Origin of the sequence: Enterococcus lemanii (assembly GCF_016909125.1) — a bacterium.
Taxonomy (GTDB): domain Bacteria; phylum Bacillota; class Bacilli; order Lactobacillales; family Enterococcaceae; genus Enterococcus_I; species Enterococcus_I lemanii.
The window spans coordinates 17,747-38,535 of record NZ_JAFBFD010000010.1 but is presented as its reverse complement, the minus strand read 5'-3'; the positions used below and the strand labels follow the sequence as shown (position 1 = coordinate 38,535).

Annotated in this window: 19 protein-coding genes; all 19 read right to left on the bottom strand. The window is 37.2% G+C overall.

Annotated elements, in window-relative coordinates:
* Positions 1 to 3: 3 nt before the first annotated feature.
* Entirely contained in the window at positions 4 to 1,035 is a 1,032-nt protein-coding gene (locus JOD14_RS04230; RefSeq protein WP_204653519.1) for an ABC transporter ATP-binding protein, read from the bottom strand.
* A gap of 11 nt (positions 1,036 to 1,046) precedes the next feature.
* Positions 1,047 to 1,826, bottom strand: a complete 780-nt coding sequence (locus JOD14_RS04225; RefSeq protein ID WP_204653517.1) for an ABC transporter permease — start codon at positions 1,824 to 1,826, stop codon at positions 1,047 to 1,049.
* Positions 1,819 to 2,652: an ABC transporter permease gene (locus JOD14_RS04220; RefSeq protein ID WP_204653515.1), complete on the bottom strand. Its 834-nt coding sequence runs from the start codon at positions 2,650 to 2,652 to the stop codon at positions 1,819 to 1,821. The genes JOD14_RS04225 and JOD14_RS04220 overlap by 8 nt, the downstream gene beginning before the upstream one ends.
* Before the next feature lie 406 nt (positions 2,653 to 3,058).
* The gene (gene clpB / locus JOD14_RS04215; protein ID WP_204653513.1) at positions 3,059 to 5,662 is read right to left on the bottom strand and encodes an ATP-dependent chaperone ClpB; all 2,604 of its coding nucleotides are present in this window, start codon (positions 5,660 to 5,662) and stop codon (positions 3,059 to 3,061) included.
* Between the two features lie 245 nt (positions 5,663 to 5,907).
* Entirely contained in the window at positions 5,908 to 6,915 is a 1,008-nt protein-coding gene (locus tag JOD14_RS04210) for a lysylphosphatidylglycerol synthase transmembrane domain-containing protein (RefSeq protein ID WP_204653508.1), read from the bottom strand.
* A gap of 42 nt (positions 6,916 to 6,957) precedes the next feature.
* Positions 6,958 to 7,227, bottom strand: coding sequence for a DUF1294 domain-containing protein (locus tag JOD14_RS04205; protein ID WP_204653506.1), 270 nt, complete (start codon positions 7,225 to 7,227; stop codon positions 6,958 to 6,960).
* A 96-nt stretch (positions 7,228 to 7,323) separates the two neighbouring features.
* Entirely contained in the window at positions 7,324 to 8,559 is a 1,236-nt protein-coding gene (gene pepT, locus JOD14_RS04200; RefSeq protein WP_204653504.1) for a peptidase T, read from the bottom strand.
* Between the two features lie 11 nt (positions 8,560 to 8,570).
* Entirely contained in the window at positions 8,571 to 9,689 is a 1,119-nt protein-coding gene (locus JOD14_RS04195) for a Nif3-like dinuclear metal center hexameric protein (RefSeq protein WP_204653502.1), read from the bottom strand.
* Positions 9,689 to 10,387, bottom strand: coding sequence for a tRNA (adenine(22)-N(1))-methyltransferase (locus JOD14_RS04190; RefSeq protein ID WP_204653500.1), 699 nt, complete (start codon positions 10,385 to 10,387; stop codon positions 9,689 to 9,691). The genes JOD14_RS04195 and JOD14_RS04190 overlap by 1 nt, the downstream gene beginning before the upstream one ends.
* Before the next feature lie 69 nt (positions 10,388 to 10,456).
* Entirely contained in the window at positions 10,457 to 10,888 is a 432-nt protein-coding gene (locus tag JOD14_RS04185; protein ID WP_204653498.1) for a hypothetical protein, read from the bottom strand.
* Between the two features lie 51 nt (positions 10,889 to 10,939).
* The gene (dnaI, locus tag JOD14_RS04180) at positions 10,940 to 11,869 is read right to left on the bottom strand and encodes a primosomal protein DnaI (protein ID WP_204653496.1); all 930 of its coding nucleotides are present in this window, start codon (positions 11,867 to 11,869) and stop codon (positions 10,940 to 10,942) included.
* Positions 11,869 to 13,269 (bottom strand): DnaD domain protein, encoded by a 1,401-nt coding sequence (locus tag JOD14_RS13490; RefSeq protein WP_204653494.1) that lies wholly within the window; start codon positions 13,267 to 13,269, stop codon positions 11,869 to 11,871. Before JOD14_RS13490 ends, dnaI begins: the two co-directional genes overlap by 1 nt.
* Positions 13,270 to 13,287: 18 nt before the next feature.
* Complete coding sequence (gene nrdR / locus JOD14_RS04170) at positions 13,288 to 13,755, bottom strand: transcriptional regulator NrdR (protein WP_204653492.1); 468 nt, start codon at positions 13,753 to 13,755, stop codon at positions 13,288 to 13,290.
* 131 nt (positions 13,756 to 13,886) lie between these two features.
* Positions 13,887 to 14,483 (bottom strand): dephospho-CoA kinase, encoded by a 597-nt coding sequence (gene coaE, locus JOD14_RS04165; RefSeq protein ID WP_204653490.1) that lies wholly within the window; start codon positions 14,481 to 14,483, stop codon positions 13,887 to 13,889.
* 4 nt (positions 14,484 to 14,487) lie between these two features.
* The gene (gene mutM, locus JOD14_RS04160) at positions 14,488 to 15,324 is read right to left on the bottom strand and encodes a DNA-formamidopyrimidine glycosylase (protein WP_204653488.1); all 837 of its coding nucleotides are present in this window, start codon (positions 15,322 to 15,324) and stop codon (positions 14,488 to 14,490) included.
* A gap of 15 nt (positions 15,325 to 15,339) precedes the next feature.
* Positions 15,340 to 17,979: a DNA polymerase I gene (polA, locus tag JOD14_RS04155; RefSeq protein ID WP_204653486.1), complete on the bottom strand. Its 2,640-nt coding sequence runs from the start codon at positions 17,977 to 17,979 to the stop codon at positions 15,340 to 15,342.
* A 151-nt stretch (positions 17,980 to 18,130) separates the two neighbouring features.
* Complete coding sequence (locus JOD14_RS04150; protein ID WP_204653484.1) at positions 18,131 to 18,808, bottom strand: Bax inhibitor-1/YccA family protein; 678 nt, start codon at positions 18,806 to 18,808, stop codon at positions 18,131 to 18,133.
* Complete coding sequence (locus tag JOD14_RS04145) at positions 18,801 to 19,268, bottom strand: MaoC family dehydratase (RefSeq protein ID WP_204653482.1); 468 nt, start codon at positions 19,266 to 19,268, stop codon at positions 18,801 to 18,803. Before JOD14_RS04145 ends, JOD14_RS04150 begins: the two co-directional genes overlap by 8 nt.
* A gap of 109 nt (positions 19,269 to 19,377) precedes the next feature.
* Entirely contained in the window at positions 19,378 to 20,751 is a 1,374-nt protein-coding gene (locus JOD14_RS04140; protein WP_204653480.1) for a bifunctional metallophosphatase/5'-nucleotidase, read from the bottom strand.
* Positions 20,752 to 20,789: the final 38 nt, after the last annotated feature.

Genomic DNA, 20,789 nt, shown 5'->3' with positions numbered 1-20,789 from the left:
TTCCTACCTTTCTAGTAATACGACTTTTTCAGCTGGTAAATCTAATTGAATCAAATCGCCCGTTTGGTAAATTTGTTGGTCACTACCATTGACTAATAGCATGCCTAATGGTGTTTTAACTTCATATTGATGGCTCTTGCCTAAGAAAGTCCGAACGATGACCTCACCAGTTAGCATGCCTTTTGCTACAATTTGGATGTCTTCTGGTCGAATCGTCGCAATCCCTTCTGATTTTGTTAAAGATGAAATACTTGAAGCAATCGTTAAACCGTTTTTTGTTTGGAGTAACCCATCTTGATTGTGTTTCACTTCAAAAAAGTTTTCAAATCCAATAAATTGGGCCACAAATTTTGATACTGGTAAGCGGTAAATTTGCTCCGGTGTATCGTATTGTTCGATTACCCCATTATTCATGATCGCAACTTTATCTGAAATTGAGAAACATTCTTCTTGATCATGCGTCACAAAGACTGTCGTAATGCCTAGTTGTTGCTGAATCCGTTTAATTTCAATTCGCATCGCCACCCGGAGTTTTGCATCTAAGTTTGATAGTGGTTCGTCAAGTAATAATAATTTCGGTTCAATCACTAACGCACGCGCAAGTGCAACCCTTTGGCGTTGACCACCTGATAGTTGTTTTGGATAACGATTTTCAAAACCTTCTAAACCACAAATAGCGAGCATTTCTGTTACTTTTTGCTTCGTCGTCTCTTTACTTTCTTTTCTTAATTTCAAACCAAATGCGACGTTTTCTGCAATGGTCATGTGCGGAAATAAAGCATAACTTTGAAAGACCATCCCGAAATTTCTTTTATGAACCGGGACTTTTGTTAAAGCCTCCTGGTCTAAAAGAAACGTGCCATCTTTTGGCTCAATCAAACCCGCAATGACGCGCAAAGTCGTTGTTTTTCCGCAACCACTTGGCCCAAGTAAAGAAACAAGTTCGCCTTTTTCCATTGAAATATTCAAATCTTCTAATATATTTTTCTTCCCATCATAACTGACGCGAATATCTTTTAGTTCAACAAATGCCATCTTTTTCTCCTTTACGCAATCGCTGCTAAGCCTAGTGTTTTTTCAATTAAGTACATTAATCCAATTGTCAGTAACATCAACATGACAGAAATAGCTGAAACGGTTGGGTCATAGTTATACTCCATGTAACTTAGTAAATTAGTCGGAAGCATCGTCACTCCTGGTCCCGATAAAAACATCGAAACAGGTACGTTATTAAATGAATTGACAAAAGCCAACATAAAAGCCGCAAAAATTCCTGAAGAAACATTTGGCAATACCACTTTCGTAAAAGCTTTCAGACGTGTACACCCTAATGTCCAAGCCGCTTCTTCCATTGAATAGTCCAATTGATCCATACTTGAACCGACAACGCGAATGATATAAGGCAAACTAATTAAAAAGTGACCAATTAAAAGCCCTTGGAAAACCGGCAAACCTAGTGCAACCACAATAAATTGAAACAAAGTATACCCCACTACGATTCCTGGTATAACGGTAGGTGATAAAAAGAAACTCTTAATCCATTGATTGCCTTTCATCGAATAACGCGCTAACGCATACGAGGCAGGGATACCAACGATTAAAGCTAAAACCGTCGCTAAAATTCCAATAAGTAAACTTAATTTAAAACTATCCATCATTGTTTTTAAGCGAAGTGCATTGACATACCAATCCAAGGTAAAACCTTTAATTGGAAACTGGATCGCTGCTGCTGTGCCAAATGACGTCACCACAATTAAAATTAAAGGTAAAAATAAGAAAGCAAAGACACAAATCGCAATTATCGTCATCAATTTTTGTTTACGCATTCGTTGCTTCCCTCCGATCAATTTTCTTTGCAATAAAGTTTAACCCTTGCATCACAAGCAAAGTCGTGACAATCATGATGAGCGCAATAATTGCTACCCCATTCCAATCACCCAATGTCGATGCTTTTTGATAAAGAAAAGTAGCTAATAACATTTTTTGGTTGCCGCCTAATAAAAGTGGCGTCGTATAAGCCGTTAAAGTACCTGTAAAAACTAAAATGCTACCGACAATTGCTCCTGGTAAAGAAAGCGGTAAGACAATCTTAATAAAAGCAATCAGTGGCGATGCGCCAAGCGTTTCTGCTGCTTCTAACATTTCGCCTTCGATATTTTCAAGTACCCCAACTAGCGTCATAATCATTGTCGGTAAGAACAAGTAAACTGAACCAATAATAATCGCAAATTCCGTATATAAAATACTAATTGGTTGATCAATGAGACCAATGGCAACAAGTAAGTTATTGATAACACCATTTTTTCCTAAAATATTAATCCAAGCAAAACTTCGAATTACCGAATTGGTTAACAATGGAAACAACGTCATGGCCATTAGAATGCCACGCCATTTCTTATTTAACCCGGCAATAAAATAAGCCGTAGGAATTCCTAAAATTAAAGAAACGAGTGTCACAATACTTGAAATTCGTATCGTCCGCCAAAAAATCCCACGATTATAATCATCTTGGAAAAAATGAAGATAATTTTGGATCCCTCCATTGGCTGGGAAAAAAGTTGGAAAAATATTCGTTAATAGTGGAATCATTAGAAAAAAGACCAACAAAACAATTCCCGGGGTCAAAATTAAGTAAGGAATACTTTTTTTCATATTTACGCTCCTTTTTCTTTTTTAACACATAGAGATTATAGTCATCTCAGCTACCCTTTTCAACTAAAGGTTAAAAATAAGTGTTGGTACCTTCCAGATTGTTCGGTTATTGCCTAACAACGCTTGTTTTCTATCAGCTATTTCTCAGATTTAAAGCGAATTCTTCATAAAACACTTAACTAACCCTTACTTTTCTCTCATTTATCAATTCTCTCCTGTAGTATAACAACTTCCGGCTGTTTTCTCTAGTAATACACTTTCGACATTTAAAAACGCTTTTTTCAAGTCAAGTTTCTTTGCCCTTTGAAAACAATTCGAGTCCGCTTTGATTTTGGATATAATAAAAAGCGAGCACCGAAATGCTCGCTTTTTAAGTGAATTCGCTTGTTACACTAACTTTTTTTACTTATTCTTCAATTGCTTCATTTTGAAAGACAAGTTGATCATTGATTAACTGAATCGTTACTTTTGTTTTGGGCATCACACGGCCAGCTACAATCTCTTTTGCTAGAGGCGTTTCAACTTCTCTAGTAATAAAACGTCGCAATGGTCGGGCGCCGTAAGCCGGTTCATAAGCGTTTTCTGCAATCCAAGTTTTGGCTTCATCCGTAATTTGAAGATAAATTTCTTGATGTACTAAACGTTTAGATAATTGTTCAATCAATTTATCCACAATATTTTTGACGTTTTCTAAGCTAAGAGGTGTAAATAAAATGGTGTCGTCAATTCGATTTAAAAACTCTGGCTTAAAGTGGCCACGTAAAAGCTCCAAAACCTGTTCTTTTAATTCTTCTGGAATGGTGCCTGTTGCACTAACCCCACTTAATAATATTTGTGAACCAATATTACTAGTCATAATTAACACCGTATTTTTAAAGTCAACCATTCGACCTTTTGAATCCGTTAAACGGCCATCATCTAACACTTGCAATAAGATATTAAATACATCGGGATGCGCTTTTTCAATCTCATCAAGTAAGACAATCGTATACGGATTGCGCCGAACCGCTTCTGTGAGTTGTCCTCCTTCTTCGTAGCCAATGTAGCCTGGAGGCGCACCGACTAAACGAGAGACGGTATGTTTTTCCATATACTCACTCATATCAATACGTACCATTTGATTTTCTGTGTCAAAAAGATTTTCTGCTAAGGCTTTGGCTAGCTCCGTTTTCCCGACGCCAGTAGGTCCTAAGAATAAGAAGGAACCTAGTGGCCGGTTTGGATCTTGTAAACCTGCACGTGAGCGAATCACCGCATCGCTTACCGCATCAACCGCTTCATCTTGACCAATCACACGATTATGGAGTGTTTCGCTTAATTTTAATAGTTTTTCTCTTTCACCTTCAACTAATTTTGTAACAGGAATACCTGTTAAACGGCCAACGACGGTCGCAATCTCATTTTCTGTTACCGCCTCTTGCACCATTTTCCCTTGTTCTTTTTGATTTTTTTCTTCTAGCACCTTCAACTCTTTTTCTAATTGGGGAATCGTGCCGTGTCGTAAAACAGCTGCTCGTTCTAAATCATAGTTGTTTTCTGCGTCTTCTAATTCATGTTTGGCTTGATCAATTTCTGCTCGTTTATTTGATAATAAATTGACTTCTTCTTTTTCCGTTTCCCACTGCATCTTCATTTGATTGGCTTCTTCGCGTAAATCTGCCAGTTCTTCTTGTAAAATGACAAGTCGTTTTTTTGAAGCATCATCGCTTTCTTTTTTTAGTGCCGCTTCTTCAATTTCAAGTTGCATCAATCGACGAGTGACTTGGTCGAGTTCCGTTGGCATGGAATTCATTTCGACACGAATGGTTGCACTTGCTTCATCCACTAAATCAATGGCTTTGTCAGGTAAAAAGCGATCGGTAATGTAGCGGTTAGATAGGACTGCCGCTGCCACTAGTGCATTGTCGTGAATGTTAACACCATGGTGGATCTCAAATCGTTCTTTTAAACCACGCAAAATCGAAATCGTGTCTTCAACGGTTGGCTCTTTAACTAAAACTTTTTGGAAGCGACGTTCTAACGCTTTATCTTTTTCCATGTATTGACGGTATTCATCTAAAGTCGTCGCGCCAATTGTATGTAGCTCTCCTCGAGCAAGCATTGGTTTTAGTAAATTTCCGGCATCCATACTACCTTCTGTTTTACCTGCTCCTACAATGTTATGGATTTCATCGATGAATAAAATAATGCGCCCCTCTGATTTTTTCACTTCTTGTAAAACGGCTTTTAAACGTTCTTCAAATTCGCCACGGAATTTCGCTCCTGCAATTAAAGCACCCATGTCTAAAGAAAAAATCGTTTTATCCTTTAAATTTTCAGGAACATCTTTACGAACAATCCGTTGGGCAAGGCCTTCGACAATCGCTGTTTTACCAACACCTGGTTCGCCAATTAGAACCGGATTGTTTTTTGTTTTACGTGTTAAAATGCGAATCACATCTCGAACTTCTTCGTCACGTCCGATAATTGGATCCATTTTGCCGCTTTTTGCTTGTTGAACTAAATCAATGCCATATTTTTCTAATGCTTTGTATTGTTCTTCTTGATTTTGGGAAGTCACACGATCGCCCCCTCGAATTTCTTCTATATTTTTTCTTAGTTCTTTTTCATTGATTCCTTGTTGGACTAAATATTTGGTCAACGGATGGTTTTTTAATTTCATAAGCGCTAAAATGACAATTTCAGTTGCTAAATATTCATCTTGAAATTCATTTTTTAGTTGTTCGGCTTCATTGAAGAGTTGGAATAAGTTTTGACTCATTGATTGACCATATTGAACATTGCCACCAGATACGCTTGGCCGACGATCCAATTCTAAATCAACTTGCTTTTCAAGTTCATCCACGTTTAGTCCCGCATCGGTGTAAAAGTTGCGAGCAAATTGGTTCGGCTGTAAAAAGATTTTCCATAAATGCGCGATGTCAATTTCTTGATGATGGCGGGTCACGGCAACTTGTTGTGCTTCAGATAATGCACTTTGTAAAGTTGTCGTCATTTTCTCAAGATTCATAGTATTTTCCTCCCATCGATTTGGCTTTCACCTGTTTTTAATTATAATCCGTTGGTCAATAATGGTCAAATAATATCCTTTAAATCGGTGACAAAAAATTAAAAAAACTTAAATAATGCCTACTGAATATTTGGCAATTATTCAGTAGACATTATCTAGATGATGCAAAACAACACAATTTACCAAATACCTTTTTAAAGCACATGGTTGACGTAAGTTCTTCTATAGGTTGTTTCATCCGGTCATTAATGGTGATTTTTAATGACTTCTTTTTTAGTGACGATTACATAAATCAAGCCGATTAAAAACGGTAAAATAAAACTAGCAAAACGATATAGCAATAACGACGAAGCGGCATCAACGGTCCCCACATATGGCCGAAAAATAAGTAAATAGACAAATTCAAAAGAGCCAATCCCAGCTGGTGAAGGGATAATCCCGGAAAGAACGGTCACAAAACTAATTAAAATAATTGATTTTACAAGACTTAAATCAGGATGATCCCCAATCAAGCAAAGATAAGGCAAAATAAACCAAGTCAATGCTTTCACGATACTCCAAAAATAAATGAAGCAGAGGCGTTCTTTATCTTTTAAAACACCTTTTAAAGTCTTTCTTAAACCATTGATCTGCAAGTTAGTTTGATCCACAAATTTTCGCGCTTTTTCGCCTTTTGCAAAGCGATGGCTAAATCGGACCAAAAGAACTTGTAGTTTTGTATTTAACGCGGTCACCATTAAGATACCATTAATCAGGAAGTTCACTATAATTGCTAGCAAGGTAAACCATACCATTTGACTAGACATTTGGTAAAAGTAAGTAAAGTGGAAAATTAAACCCAAGATAGCAATACTTAATGCGGCTGTTTTAAATAACATAAAACGAAAAATAGCGACCCCTACACCTTGAGATACTGGGATTTTTTTGCGGTGATAAAAATTAATCTCAGCAAAAATAGTACCTGCTCCAAAAGTAACGACACGATAAAAAGCAGAATAACAAGAAGCGAACATCCCATCAAAAGCACTAAACTCTTTTGTAAAGCTATGGACCGTTTCTTTAACCATTTGTCCTTCAAAATACTGGTATAAGATACCTAATAACGAAACAAGCAATAATAAAATAAAACTGATTTCTTTCAACTCTAAAAAAATATCACCAAAAGACGGCCATAAATAATATAAAACAAGTGCAATAAAACTAGTAAATAAAATCCCTTTTAAAAAATCTTTACTTAGAACTAACGATTTCATCTGTCCGCCTTCTTTCTAAACAACCTTATTACCGATACTGGCTTAGCTCCATTTTCTCATATAATAAATCAGAGTCAAAGCAATAGCTCCTCCAATTAGATAAACCATCGTAAAGTATTTTTTTCTTGTTTTATGATGAAAAATTTTCTGACTCACTAAGCCTGCTAAACCACCCCCAATTAGTCCTAAAAGCAACAATGTTTTTTCAGGAATTCGTCTTTTTCTTTTAATTGCTCGCCTTTTATCTTCAGCCATTAACCAAAACAAACAAAGGTTAAGGAGAAGTAAGTAACTATAAATAATTTTATCCATTCTTTCAATCTCCTTTAAAAAAACTTTTAAGAAAAACTTTCCGCTATTAAATAAAATGAGCTAGGATGATCAAGCCTAGCTCATTTCACTCATTTTTTATTTTGCATTTAACTCAACAATTTTAACGATCACGTCGGTTGCTTTTTCCATTGCTTGTAATGAAACAAATTCAAAACGTCCATGCATATTTTCGCCACCTGCAAAGATATTCGGAGTTGGAATCCCCATAAATGATATCTTAGAGCCATCCGTCCCCCCGCGAACAGGTTCAATAATCGGCTCAATCTCAAGGGCCAACATCGCATTTTTAGCCAACTCAACAATACTCATATCCTTCTCAATGACTTCACGCATGTTATAATAGTTGTCTTCTAATTGAATTTGAATTCGTTCTTGATCAAAGCGCTGATTCATTTTCGCTTGAATTTCTCGAACAAGTGCTTTACGTGCTTCAAATTTCTCACGATCATGGTCACGAATAATAATACTCATTTTTGCTTCTTCTGGATTTCCCGTTAAACTCATCAAATGGAAGAACCCTTCATAGCCTTCTGTTTTTTCAGGGACTTCTTCACTTGGTAAAGCTTCGTTAAATTCAATGGCTAATGCAAGGGCGTTAATCATTGTGTTTTTGGCTGTACCAGGATGAACGTTCTTTCCTTGAATCGTAATGTCTGCTTGCGCTGCATTAAATGTCTCATATTGCAATTCACCAACTGGGCCACCGTCCATCGTATAAGCAAAATCGACCGCAAATTGATCAACATCAAATTTGTTCGCACCAACACCAATTTCTTCATCTGGCCCAAAAGCTACTTTGACTACCCCGTGTTCAATGCTTGGGTTTGCGAGTAGTATCTCCATTGCTGTCATAATTTCAGCAATCCCTGATTTATCGTCAGCCCCTAGTAAAGTCTGGCCGTCAGTGGTAATCAAGGTTTGACCAGTATAATTTTTTAAGTTCGGGAAATCAGCTGTATTCAAAGTGAATTTTCCTTCTTGGTCTAACGCAATCGTTGCCTTGCCGTCGTAGTTTTCAATGATTTGAGGATTCACATTGACTGCATTAAAATCAGCCGTATCCATGTGCGCAATAAAACCAATTGCAGGAACTTTTTTGGTCGTATTCGCTGGTAGCGTAGCCATTACAAAACCATTGGCTTCATTGTAAAAAACATCAGACAAACCTAAATCTTCTAATTCTTTTTTTAAAGTTTGGGCAAATGCAACTTGTGTTTGTGTCGAAGGTGTTGTCGTGCTTGTTGGATCGGATTGCGTTTCCGTCTTTACATAACGTAAAAATCTCGGTAATAAGTTTTCATATTTTGCCATTTTGTTCGCTCCTAATAATATTGGAAGGGATTTGTATTCGTTTTTGAAGCAAGCAATTCAACGTCCCAACCTTCTGTTAATTTCCAATTTTCCATTTTCTCAATCAGCTTTGGCACACATAATTTCTCAATATGGTGCCCAGGGTCAATCACTGTCAAACCGTCTGCTTGCATATCATGTGCGGTATGATAATAAACATCCCCTGTTAAGTACACGTCTGCGCCTTTTTGAAGGGCAGCTGGATAAAACTTCTCGCCCGAACCACCACAAATGGCAATTTTTTGCACGTATTCTTTTTTAATCGGTGGCTCAATCAAACGTAAGCCATCTAACGCAAAGGTTGTGCGGACTTTTTTAACAAACGTTTCTAGTAAAACTGGCTCTTTTAAGCGACCGATTCTTCCTAAACCATACGTTTTCGGTGGATTTTCAAGTTTGATTAAATCATATGCCGGTTCTTCATAAGGATGTGCTTCTTTCATTGCCGTTAAAACGATGGTGCTTAAAGGTTCGGGTAAGATCACTTCAATTCGTTCTTCTTCGACCGTCTCCGCTTGATTAATCTGACCAATCGCAGGAGTTGCTTGGTCATTTGGTGTAAAACGCCCTAAGCCATTCATTGAGTAGCTTGTATGATAATAGTTTCCTTGTTCGCCAGCACCAGCGTTCCCCAGTACTTGACGCATTTGGTTTGCCTGCTCTTTTGGTGTATAGACAATCAGTTTGAGCCATTTTACTTCGTGCGTTTTCACTAAATAATCTTCTACATTTATTTCTAACGCTTCACAAAACCAATCATTTAATCCATCTGGGATAATATCCATATTCGTATGAGCCGCATAGACTGCAATATCATGTTTAATTAAATCAAAATACATTTTATTTTGCGGCGTGTCAGGCGTCAGACGAGCAATTGGTCGGAAAATCGGTGGATGTTTAGCAATGATTAAATCGATTTTTTTGGCAATGGCTTCTTCAACGACTTCTGGACGAACATCTAGCGTCACCATAATGCGCTTGATTTCGCGCTTCAAACAACCGATATGTAGACCAACCGGATCTCCTTCTTCTGCTAACCACTGAGGACAATATTTTTCAAAATGATTGATGAAGTCAAGACCATAGACCATTACGTCAGCACCTCCTCAATCCATTGTAGTTGTTTTTTCACTTCATTGATTTTTTCATTTGGTGTCTTTTGTGCTTTTAATAATTGATCGAGTACGCGCTTTTTATTTTTAAGTTCACGGCCCCATTTTTTTAAAAAGATTTCATTTCGTTCTTTTAACAAACATGGCCCAAAAAATAATTCTTGTTCAGTATAGACTTTCGGCTGGTTTGGCTTGGCCACGATGATTTCGTATATCTTTTGGTTTTCTTCCAAAATTTCTTCATGACTAATTTCATAACCTTCTAAAACAAGCCACTGACGTAACGTCATTTCACCAACATTCGGTTGTAAAATCAACTTTTCTTCTTTACGCAATTGCCCATTCGCTAAACCTTCTGTTAAAATTTGACGAATTAAACTACCACCCATCCCTGCAATCGTGATGGCTGAAATTTGGTCTTCTGGTTGAATAGCCGCTAAGCCATTTGCTAGGCGAACTATAATTTTATTGCTTAATTGATTTTTAGCAACTTGTTTTAAAGCAGACTCATAAGGGCCTTGAACGACTTCACCAGCCACGGCAAATTTAATCTTTCCCTTTAACATTAAATAAGTCGGTAAATAAGCATGATCGGAACCGATATCGGCTAAGTGCGCATCTTTTGGAACATTCGCGCCAACTCGTTGTAAACGTTTAGATAAAACTTGTTCATTCAATATATATTTCCTCCAGCGTGACGAAAAGAAGGAGGCTAAAAACACCGCTCCTTCTTATTCACTGTTATTTTATTTGACGATTTCTACTAAGAAAATCGCATTACCTGGAATTTGTGGGGGAATTGACATGGTCATTGGTGCATGTTCACTTACAGTTACCTGGATTTTAGTTCCTACAATTAAATCACTTTGATCAAACTCAAAAGTGGTCGGATCTAAATTCAATGCCACGCCATCTTTAAACGAGACTAACATGTCTTCAGCATTTTCAACATTCTCAGGGTTTTCTAAAAGAACTTGGATGGCTTTTTCTTTTGTATCAAGTTCCGTGACTTCTTTTACTGTTGCGGTGAAGATCGCTGTTTTTTCTTCTTCCGTACTAGACGATGCAACTGTTGATGAGGGCGTTGTTTCACTTGGTTTTGTATTATTTGCTGTCGAACAAGCCGTTAATACGCCGACTGTTACAAATAAAAAACTTGCCATTAATATTTTTCTCATCTAAAATTCCTCCTAAAAATAATAACTTTTAATCGCAACTACACCATTTAATTAATGCGGATTGCGACGATTGACTCCTGACATTTCTATTTCTTTGGTTAAGTAGCGAATTCGTTCCATGATTCGCTTCGCCTTTAGTGGCTCATTGTCTCCTTGTTGCGACACTGCTAAATGTTGCTCCAAGCCACTCATCGGAAAATTCGAACTAAAAAAAGTCGGCAGTTGCTCTTGCATACGGTGCTGCAAAATCACCCCAAAAACTTCGTCACGAATCCAACTACTCATTGGTTCTGCACCAATGTCATCCATCATTAGGATGGGCGCTTTTTTGATGGCATTTAACTTTTCACCGACTAAATTCTTAGCGATGGCTTGTTTCATGTCACCGACAAAGGTTGGAAAATGAACTAACGTGGTTGAAAAACCACTTTCTGCCAACTCTCGCGCAATTGCCCCTAACAAATACGTTTTACCTACCCCAAAGCTACCCACTAAATACAAACCTTTATGAAAACTTTGCGGTTGCTTTTTATAGGTTTCGACAAAGTCCATCCCGGCCATCAATGCTTCGCCACGTCCAGTTGTTCCTTCAAAATTACTAAACTTTGCATTTTGAATGTCTTTAGGCATATTTAATGCTTGAATGCGACCTAAAACTTCTTCTTGATGTTTCCGTAAGAGTAAATCTTTTGTCGGAACATACGTCACGTCAATTGTATGATAATTTAATGTCAAACGTGGTTCATAGCCTGGGGCAATCATCCCTTGACCATTTGTTTCAAATTTTTGTTTTTCTTGCACGAATTCATATAGTTTCGCATAACTACGCTCGATATCACTTTTTGTTAAAACTTCTTGATACTCTTGCATGAAGGCGACAACATCTGGATGAGCCAGCACTTCTTCCATCATTTCTTGAAACTGACTACGATAATTTTTTTGGTCTAATAAATGGTTTAGCTTTTGACTAATATTTTCCATCACTGCTCACCTTCTTTGCGTTTTAAGTATTCTTGCAAGCGACGTTGAATCGCTGCTTGTTTTTCTGGATCTTCCTTAATTTCTTTTGGTTCAATAATCCACTCTGGTAATACTTCATTTCGTACAGGCGTTTTCGCATACGTTCGCTTGGCTTGTGTTTGTTTCTTTTCTTCTTTTTCTCTTTGCTTTTCTTTCGATTCACGGACATATTGTCGAACGTATTCAATTGCCATTTCAGGGGTTTTAAAACCTTTTTCTGACCAGTTGGCCGCAATCGTTGTGACAAAACGCTCTTGTAAAGTACTATTATTTTGAATCACTAAAACATAATGAATTAAAATATTAATGACTGCATTGGTTAAGGGCGTGCGTTCAATTAATGTTTTGAGTAAGCGGATTTCACTATCGGTTACAAAACTGTTTTTTTCTAATTTAATCGCTTGTAAGAAATCACTCGGTGCCGTTTCTTCACTAATTTTGATTAAGTTTAAGTCTCGTTGCGTAAAGCCTTTTTGACTTAACTGGCGATAACGTTCAACGTCTTGGCGACTATTTTGTGAAGCTTGTTGTTCTTTTTTGGGTTTTTGCAGCTGATTTTTTTCAATTAGACGTCTAAAATCATTTGGATTCACTAGGCCCGTATCAAGTGCGACCACTTGAGTGAGCAATTCAATTAATTCCATTTCTTTGTAACCATACAAGCTAGCATACACACTCAGCTGCAAACGAAATTCAGCAGTAAAGTTTTCTTTTGCAATAAATTTCTTTTGGGCCAATTGAAATAGGAAATCCCAATCTAATAAATTTTCTGCCACTTGAAGTGATTTATTTTTTTCTTCCTTAAATCCTTGAGCAGTCAATTCTAGTTGCGGTGCTTCTTGAGCAAAGCGGTCCAAATCTAATTGTCCATAAACTTGGGTAAAATTAGCTGTCGTATTCACATAATTCGTCAAATCAATTGTTTTGGGTTCAAAGCGACGAATCATTTGTTCAAAGCGCCTTTTGCCAATTGCTTGATGCAATAAAAAGCTATAAGTCATGTCTTGAATAAAAGATTGCGGGTTAACTGGTTCTTCTAATTGATACAAAAAAAGCTTACCAAACTCCGTATCTTCTTTTTCGTAGACAGTCAAAAGCCCCATACCTTCAAGCCTTCTTCTCGCCGCATAAAAATCATCCATTCCAACGTTTAACAAATTTAAACAATCCAAGTGGGTAAACTCTTGCTCGACCGAGTCAAAGGCATCCCCTAGTAAGTGGTAATACAAGGATAAGGCGTTCGCACCAATAATTGGTTGATACAAATGCATTAAACTCTTTTGTCCATCACTGGTTAAGGGGAGGGCTTTAAAAACCTGATAAATAGCGTTCGGTTTAATTTCTTCTAATGCATGTTTCACAGCAACTCCCCTTTTCTTTTAATTTTTCTCTTTCGCCTTTTCAACAATATCTTGTAATTCCTTTAAGAACACGGACATATCTTTAAATTGACGATAGACACTAGCAAAACGAATATAAGCAATTTCGTCTAAATCAACCAAGTATTCCATCACATATTCTCCAATTAAATGTGTTGGAATCTCATTGTCTCCAGATTCTCGAATTTTTCTTTCGACTTGATCAACAATTCTTTCCATTTGATCCATCGTAACAGGTCTTTTTTCAGCTGAACGGACTAATCCTCTTAAAATTTTCTCGCGGTTAAATTCTTCACGGGTACCATTTTTCTTAATTACTAATAGGGGTGTTTCTTCAACTCTTTCAAAAGTAGTAAAACGGAATCCGCATTTTTCGCACTCTCTACGACGACGAATCGCGCGTCCATCATCGGCTTGACGACTATCAATTACTTTCGAACTATTATGATGACATTTTGGGCACTGCATCTTCCCACCTCATTTCTCTCTTTCTCGGACATATTTTTTTCATCCTTAGTTATATTATAACATGGTTTTTCATTCTAATTTCATCTAAGTCGCAAAAAAACCCTAGTTTCCTAGAGTTTTTTAATGTTTTTTTACAAAAATCCTTGACCTTTTAACCAAGTGTTGACTTGTTGCTTTGTTTCAGCCAAACTTCCTCGATTATCAAAAAGAATATCGGCGCGCTCTTTTTTTTCTTCAATTGACATTTGACTAGCGATTCGTTGTTCCGCTGCCTCTTTTGACAAGTTATCTCTTTGCATTAGACGTTGCATTTGACTTTCTTTTGGTAAGTAAACAACGGCGACTTGATCCATTAGTCTTTCGTAATGCCCTTCATAGAGTAAAGGCAGATCGACAACGGTTAACGCCGCTTGCTTTTTTTTCTTTTCGACTTCTTGGTAGATTGCTTTTCTTAAGAAAGGATTTAACAAAGCATCTAATTCTTTTCTTTTAGTCGCATCAGCAAAGATCAGCGCACCTAACTTCTTTCGGTCCAACTCCTTGTTTTCTAACAAAATTTCTTGGCCAAAATGTGCGACAAGCGCTGCTAAGGCGGGTTGTCCAACTCGAACAATTTCACGAGCAATTTGATCCCCATCTACAATTGGAAAGTGATAATCTTTGAAAAATTGGAGCACCGTACTTTTGCCACTCGCGATGCCGCCTGTGAGTCCTAATACAAATCCCATCGGCTCACCCTTTTCTTATTTGGCACTTCGGACAAAAGTGTGTGCCGCGTTGTGCCACTTTTATTTTTTCAATTGGGGTTAGACAGCGTGGACAAGGCTCATTTGTTTGGCCGTATGCATTTAAAGCGACTTGGAAAGTCCCAACCTCTCCTAAAGCTCCGACATAAGAACGAATCGTTGTCCCTCCTGCTTCTACCGCTTTTGCTAAAACCTCAATAATTGCTTCATGCAAGTGTTGCGCTTCTTCATAAGTTAAGCTGTTCGCACGTGTTTCTGGATGAATTTTAGCTTGCCATAAAGCTTCATCAACATAAATATTCCCTAGACCAACGACAACTTTTTGCCCTAACAAAAGGGGTTTTATAGCCATACTTGATTTCGTTAATTGTTGATAAAATACTTCCACTTGAAAATCTGGTGCTACCGGTTCGACGCCAAGCAATCGAATCCCTTTATAATCGTGACTTTGATTTTTCGGCACAAGCGCCATTCGACCAAACTTACGAACATCATTATACGCTAATTGACTTTGATCACTAAAATGGAAAATCACATGGACATGCTTTGAAGGAGACTCTTCTTTTTGAGTAGGCGTAAATTCATATTTCCCTTCCATTCTTAAATGAGAAATCAAATCAAAATTTGTTAATTTAAAGATTAAAAATTTCCCTCGACGATCGACTCGTTCAATTTTTTGGCCAACTAATAACATTTTAAACTCTTCCACTTCTGGCCTTTCAATAATTCTCGGCCAAAAAACATCAACGGATTCAATGACTTTGTTTAACACCAGTCGGCTTAATCCTTTTCGAACCGTTTCTACTTCTGGTAATTCAGGCATAAGATCCACCTTTCTTTATTTGGCATCATACCACGTTTTTCCCCAACTGCTATCTACAATCAGCGGTACACTTAATGACACTGCACTTTCCATGATTTCTTTAATAATTAAATTCAGCTTTTCTAATTCATTTTCTGGCACTTCAAAAACTAATTCATCATGAACTTGTAAAAGCATTTTCGCTGTCATTTGTTCTTCTGCCAACCGTTTTTCTAATTCGATCATAGCAATTTTAATAATGTCAGCGGCACTTCCTTGAATCGGTGAGTTAATCGCTGTTCTTTCGGCAAATGAACGTAAATTAAAATTGCGCGAATTAATGTCTGGTAAATAACGACGACGGTGGAACAATGTCTCAACATAACCGTTATCTTTGGCTTCACGGACAATTTCTTCCATATATTTCTTGACGCCAGGATAACGCTCAAAATACGTGTCAATGTACTGCTGTGCTTCTTTTCGACTAATTCCTAAGTTTTGTGAAAGACCATAATCTGAAATACCATACACGATACCAAAATTCACCGCTTTGGCTTGACGACGCATATTTTGCGTTACGTCAGCGGCATCCATGATACCAAAGACACGCATCGCCGTACTCGTATGAATATCTTGTCCTTCAATAAAGGCTTGCTTTAAATGATCATCGTCAGAAATATGGGCGAGCACACGCAATTCAATTTGTGAATAATCCGCGGAATAAATGAACCAATCTTCAGCTTTTGGCACAAAAGCTTGACGAATTTTCCGTCCCTCTTCCAGACGAATCGGTATATTTTGTAAGTTCGGTTCCACCGAGCTTAAACGACCGGTTTGCGTTAACGTTTGCGTATAACGCGTATGAATACGTCCGTCTGGTTGAATGACCTTCAATAAGCCTTCAATATAAGTCGATTGAATTTTAGCAATTTGACGATAAACTAAAATATCATCCACAATCGGTGCTTGTTCACGTAGTTGTTCTAACACATCGACTGCTGTGGAATAACCTGTCTTCGTTTTTTTTATGACGGGCAAGCCCATTTTTTCAAATAAAATAACACCTAATTGCTTTGGTGAATTTAAATTAAATTCCTCGCCAGCGAGCTCATAAATTTTTTGTTCGATTTGCTTTAATCGTTCTGAAAATTCTTCTTTCATTTCGTTTAAGCGATTTGCGTCCACTTTGATACCTAAAATTTCCATCTGACCTAGGACTTCAGATAGCGGTAGCTCCATATCAGTAAATAAAGTCGTCTGGTCTTTTGTAGCTAATTCTTCCGTTAATATTGGCGTTAAGTGTTCAATGGCAATTACTTTTCGCGCCAAATGGTCAAATAAACGTTCTTTTTCTGGGACGGCAATTTTAGCCCCTTTCCCATAAATACCGACATCCGATTGAATAGCTGTATAACCGTAATGTTGTGCCAATTCTGCAATATCACTGCTTTGATCCGTCGTATTTAGTAAATAGGCAGCTAATAAAATATCAAAATGGACTCCTTTTAATTGAATCTTATGGTTATTTAAGGCTACCATTGTACGTTTAAAATCATAAACTGTTTTCTTTTTCGCTGAATCGGTTAACCAGTCAGCCATTATAGGTTGTGCCAAAATCGCCACATCTGTCGTCACATACACTTGGTCTTTGTTTTTCCAAGCCAGACCGATGATAGCTTCCGTATGGTAATTATCGCCTAACATCTCTACATACAAAGCCGTTTCCGTTGTAAACATATCCGCTGTTACTTCAGAAACTTCTATAAATTCAACCATTGGTAATTCTTCTTGTACTTCATGGATATTTAATTTTTCTAAAAACGATTTAAAGTTCATTTCTTTATAAAATGGGATTAATTTTTCTAAATCTTTGCCTTCATATTTTAATTCTTCCACTTGAATGGTCACAGGTGAATCGGTATGAATCGTTGCCAGTTTTTTTGAAAGGAACGCTTTTTCTTTGTCTTGAATTAAGTTTTCTTTCATTTTACTTTTTTTCATCTCAGCAATGTTCTCGTAAATCCCTTCGACAGACCCATATTGATTTAATAACTTGATGGCTGTTTTTTCACCAATTTTGGTTACTCCTGGAATATTATCAGACGCGTCACCCGCGAGACCCTTCATATCAATAATTTGTGCTGGTGTCAGGCCTTGATATTTTTCTGCAATAAAAGCAGGTGTATACGATTCAACTTCGCTCACGCCTTTAACCGTAATATCAACAGTGATATCTTCTGAAGCAAGTTGCGTTAAGTCGCGATCACCAGTTAAGATAACCACTTCAAATTCTTCTTTGTTCACTTTGGTTGCAAGTGTGCCAATAATATCATCTGCTTCATAGTTCTCCAGTTCATAATACTGCACCCCTAAAGCTTGAATGAGTTCGCGAATATACGGCAGTTGTTCTCTAAATTCTCCCGGTGTTTTTGAACGTCCATCTTTATACGCTTCATACCATTCATGTCGAAAAGTCGTCTTTCCAGCGTCAAAAGCAACTAAAACATGCGTTGGTTTTTCTTTTTCCATGATGTTATCAAACATCGTATGAAAAGCATAAATAGCATTGGTATGTAACCCATTGCTATTTTTAAAACGATCCATTGAATTGTGTAAGGCAAAAAAAGCACGAAATGCAACACTATTGCCGTCAATTAAGAGTAATTTATTTTTCATTTACCTATCTCCTCTTTTTCTTCATCCCTTTATTTTAACAAAGAATCACTATAATTGCGATTCTTTTAAACTAAACTTGCTTGGAGGCGTATTTGATTCTTGGTGCAAAAAACACCAGCTCAAGTTCCCTTTGGCTGGTGTTTCGATTTTTTTAATCTCTACTAAAAATTCGTAACAAAGATAAGAATAGGTTAATAAAATCTAAGTACAATTGCAAAGCCATAAAAGCAGCATACCCCGTATTGTCTTGCCCTTGGGTTGCAAAATAGATTTGACGAATGCGTTGATTATCATAAGCAGTTAAACCAACAAAGATTAAAACCGTGGCATAAGATAAGAAATAATCAACGGCTGTGCTTGCAAGGAACATGTTGATGAACGTTGCAATGATTACACCCCACAATAAGCCAATTCCTGCACGTCCAACGCCACTTAAATCTTTTTTGGTCATCACACCAAAAATTGACATACCAACAAATGTGGCTGCTGCAACGATAAATGCTCGGGCAACATCTGCGCCAGAATACATGGATAAGGTTAACGAAAAAATTAACCCATTTAATAAAGAGTAAACGATAAAACCAGCAATCGTTAGTGAAGGATTATTTTTGGCTTTTGCGCTTAAAAAGAGAACTAAACCAATTTGTAACACCCAAACACCAGTCAGTCCAAACGGAAAAGATTGTAAAAAATGGACTGCTTGTTCAAAAAAATAGTTCATTGAAATAAAAGCAGAAATGGCAGTTATTCCTAAACCTAAACTAAAAATACCATAGACTTTCGCATAAAACTGATTTAACCCTTTGGCCTCGACTACATAATTATTCATTGACGTCACTACTTTCTACTAATTTAATTGGCGGTTGAACTAACACAACAGCATCTAGCACACGATCATTTTCAATATTCACTGCTTCAACAGAGATGGTAATGACTTCTTTCATCTTATCAACTTTAATTACCTCAAAATCAAAGGTAATTGTTTCATAATGATGCACAACTTCGACAAAATTCACGGAAAAATTTACCACGTGAGAACCCGGCCCAGGTAAATGTTTCGAGATGGCACTCGTTACAATCCCCATTAACATAATCGAAGGGACAATCGGTCGTTCGTATGGTGTTTGACTGGCATAATCGTGTTGAATATAAAGCGGATTGGCATCGTTTGTTAGACCTAAATATAACAATAATTGTTGGTCTTCAATTGACTCTGTGACAGATAGCGAATCACCTTCCACAATTTCATCAATGGTTTTCCCGATTTTTCGCGGCTTGCCTATGTTCAAGTTTGTAACCTCCAAAAGTTTTAATTTCTTTTTATTTTAGCAGATGTCTGAAAAAGTGCAAGTTTGAATCACTCGCATACTTCTATCAAAAAAAGAATGGATGCCTTCTTTAAAGCACTTCTTCAAAAACTCTCTGCACTTTTGAGCTTGCAAATATTTCCTCATCTAACAAATATTTTTCAACAAGATCGCGAATAAAACCTGGCTCAAAAGTCGCTTCATGGTCACCGACTTTTAGACTGGGATAACCGCTTCCTCGTTGAAGATAGTCGTCTGTAATGACGGAATAGATTTGATCATCTTCCAACGGATATCCGTCAATCGTGATTTGACCGGTACTTTTTTCGACCTGTACATTTTGACTGAATCCTAACGTTCCTAAAATGCGACCTCTAAACCCAGGTCCTTTACCACTGTTCTTAATATGCTTAACATCAAAAGAGAGTAGAATTGCTTCACGGATAGCTTTACCGGAAAGTTGATATTGCGTTGGATTTAGCTTTGAAGGGAAATTCTCGATTAGACTTTTTTTTGAAACAGGATTTATCAGGGCTTGTTCAGCAATTCCGGTGTGCATGATGGCTAAATCAGACTTCTTTTCTTTCATCAAAGCATCGCAAATAAAGTTAATTAATTCGGATTCATTCAAGGCATCAAAAGCTAACTCACGAATAATTGGGAGTGGTTGAGACAATATTTGCGTAGTCGTTGTTTCTGCTTCTTTGTATAAGGTATCAAAACGCTCATTGGACTGCTCGATTAAATCGATTTGGATATTTTCGCTTTCAACAATGCCTGTGTCTGTAATTTCCAAGGTAATTTTGCCTAATTTTTCCCCTTGCCCTGATTGCGAGTATCCTTTAAACGTTGCAATATCATGCGTATGTCCCCCTAGACATAAATTAATTTCTGGCAGTTTTTCTAAAATTACTTTATCGACGAACAACCCGCTGTGAGAAAGCAAAATCGCATAATCAAATTGTCCTTTTTGTTTTTCAAGCTCTTCTTTTAATAAAACAATCGGTTCTTCCGTTGTTACACCACCCATCATAAAAAAGAGATCGTATGAGGCATGTTCAAAATTTTTACTGTAATAAGGAGATAAGCCTACGATTAAAAAACGTTTACCTGCTCTTTGAAGGATCAGCGATGAAAAAATACCATCGATGTTTTTATGATTCAAGTCTCTAATGTTTGTCGATAGGAGTGGCACACCGCTTTTGGCTAATTCAACAAGCGCCTCTTTTCCTAAATCAATTTCATTATTTCCTAAACTCATTGCATCTAACTGACTATCAACCATGAGTTGCATTGCTGATTTCCCACTGTCTGCTTGTACAATGATGCTCGATAAATCGGTATAATCACCACTATCAAGATACAAATCATCGGCCGTTTTATTAGCTTTGATATAGGCATGGACTTTCTTAAGATTATTAAAATTACTGTGAAAGTCATTCGTATGATAAATAATTACGTTCATTTTTCTCCTCCAGTGGTTAACTTGTCATGAAACTTACA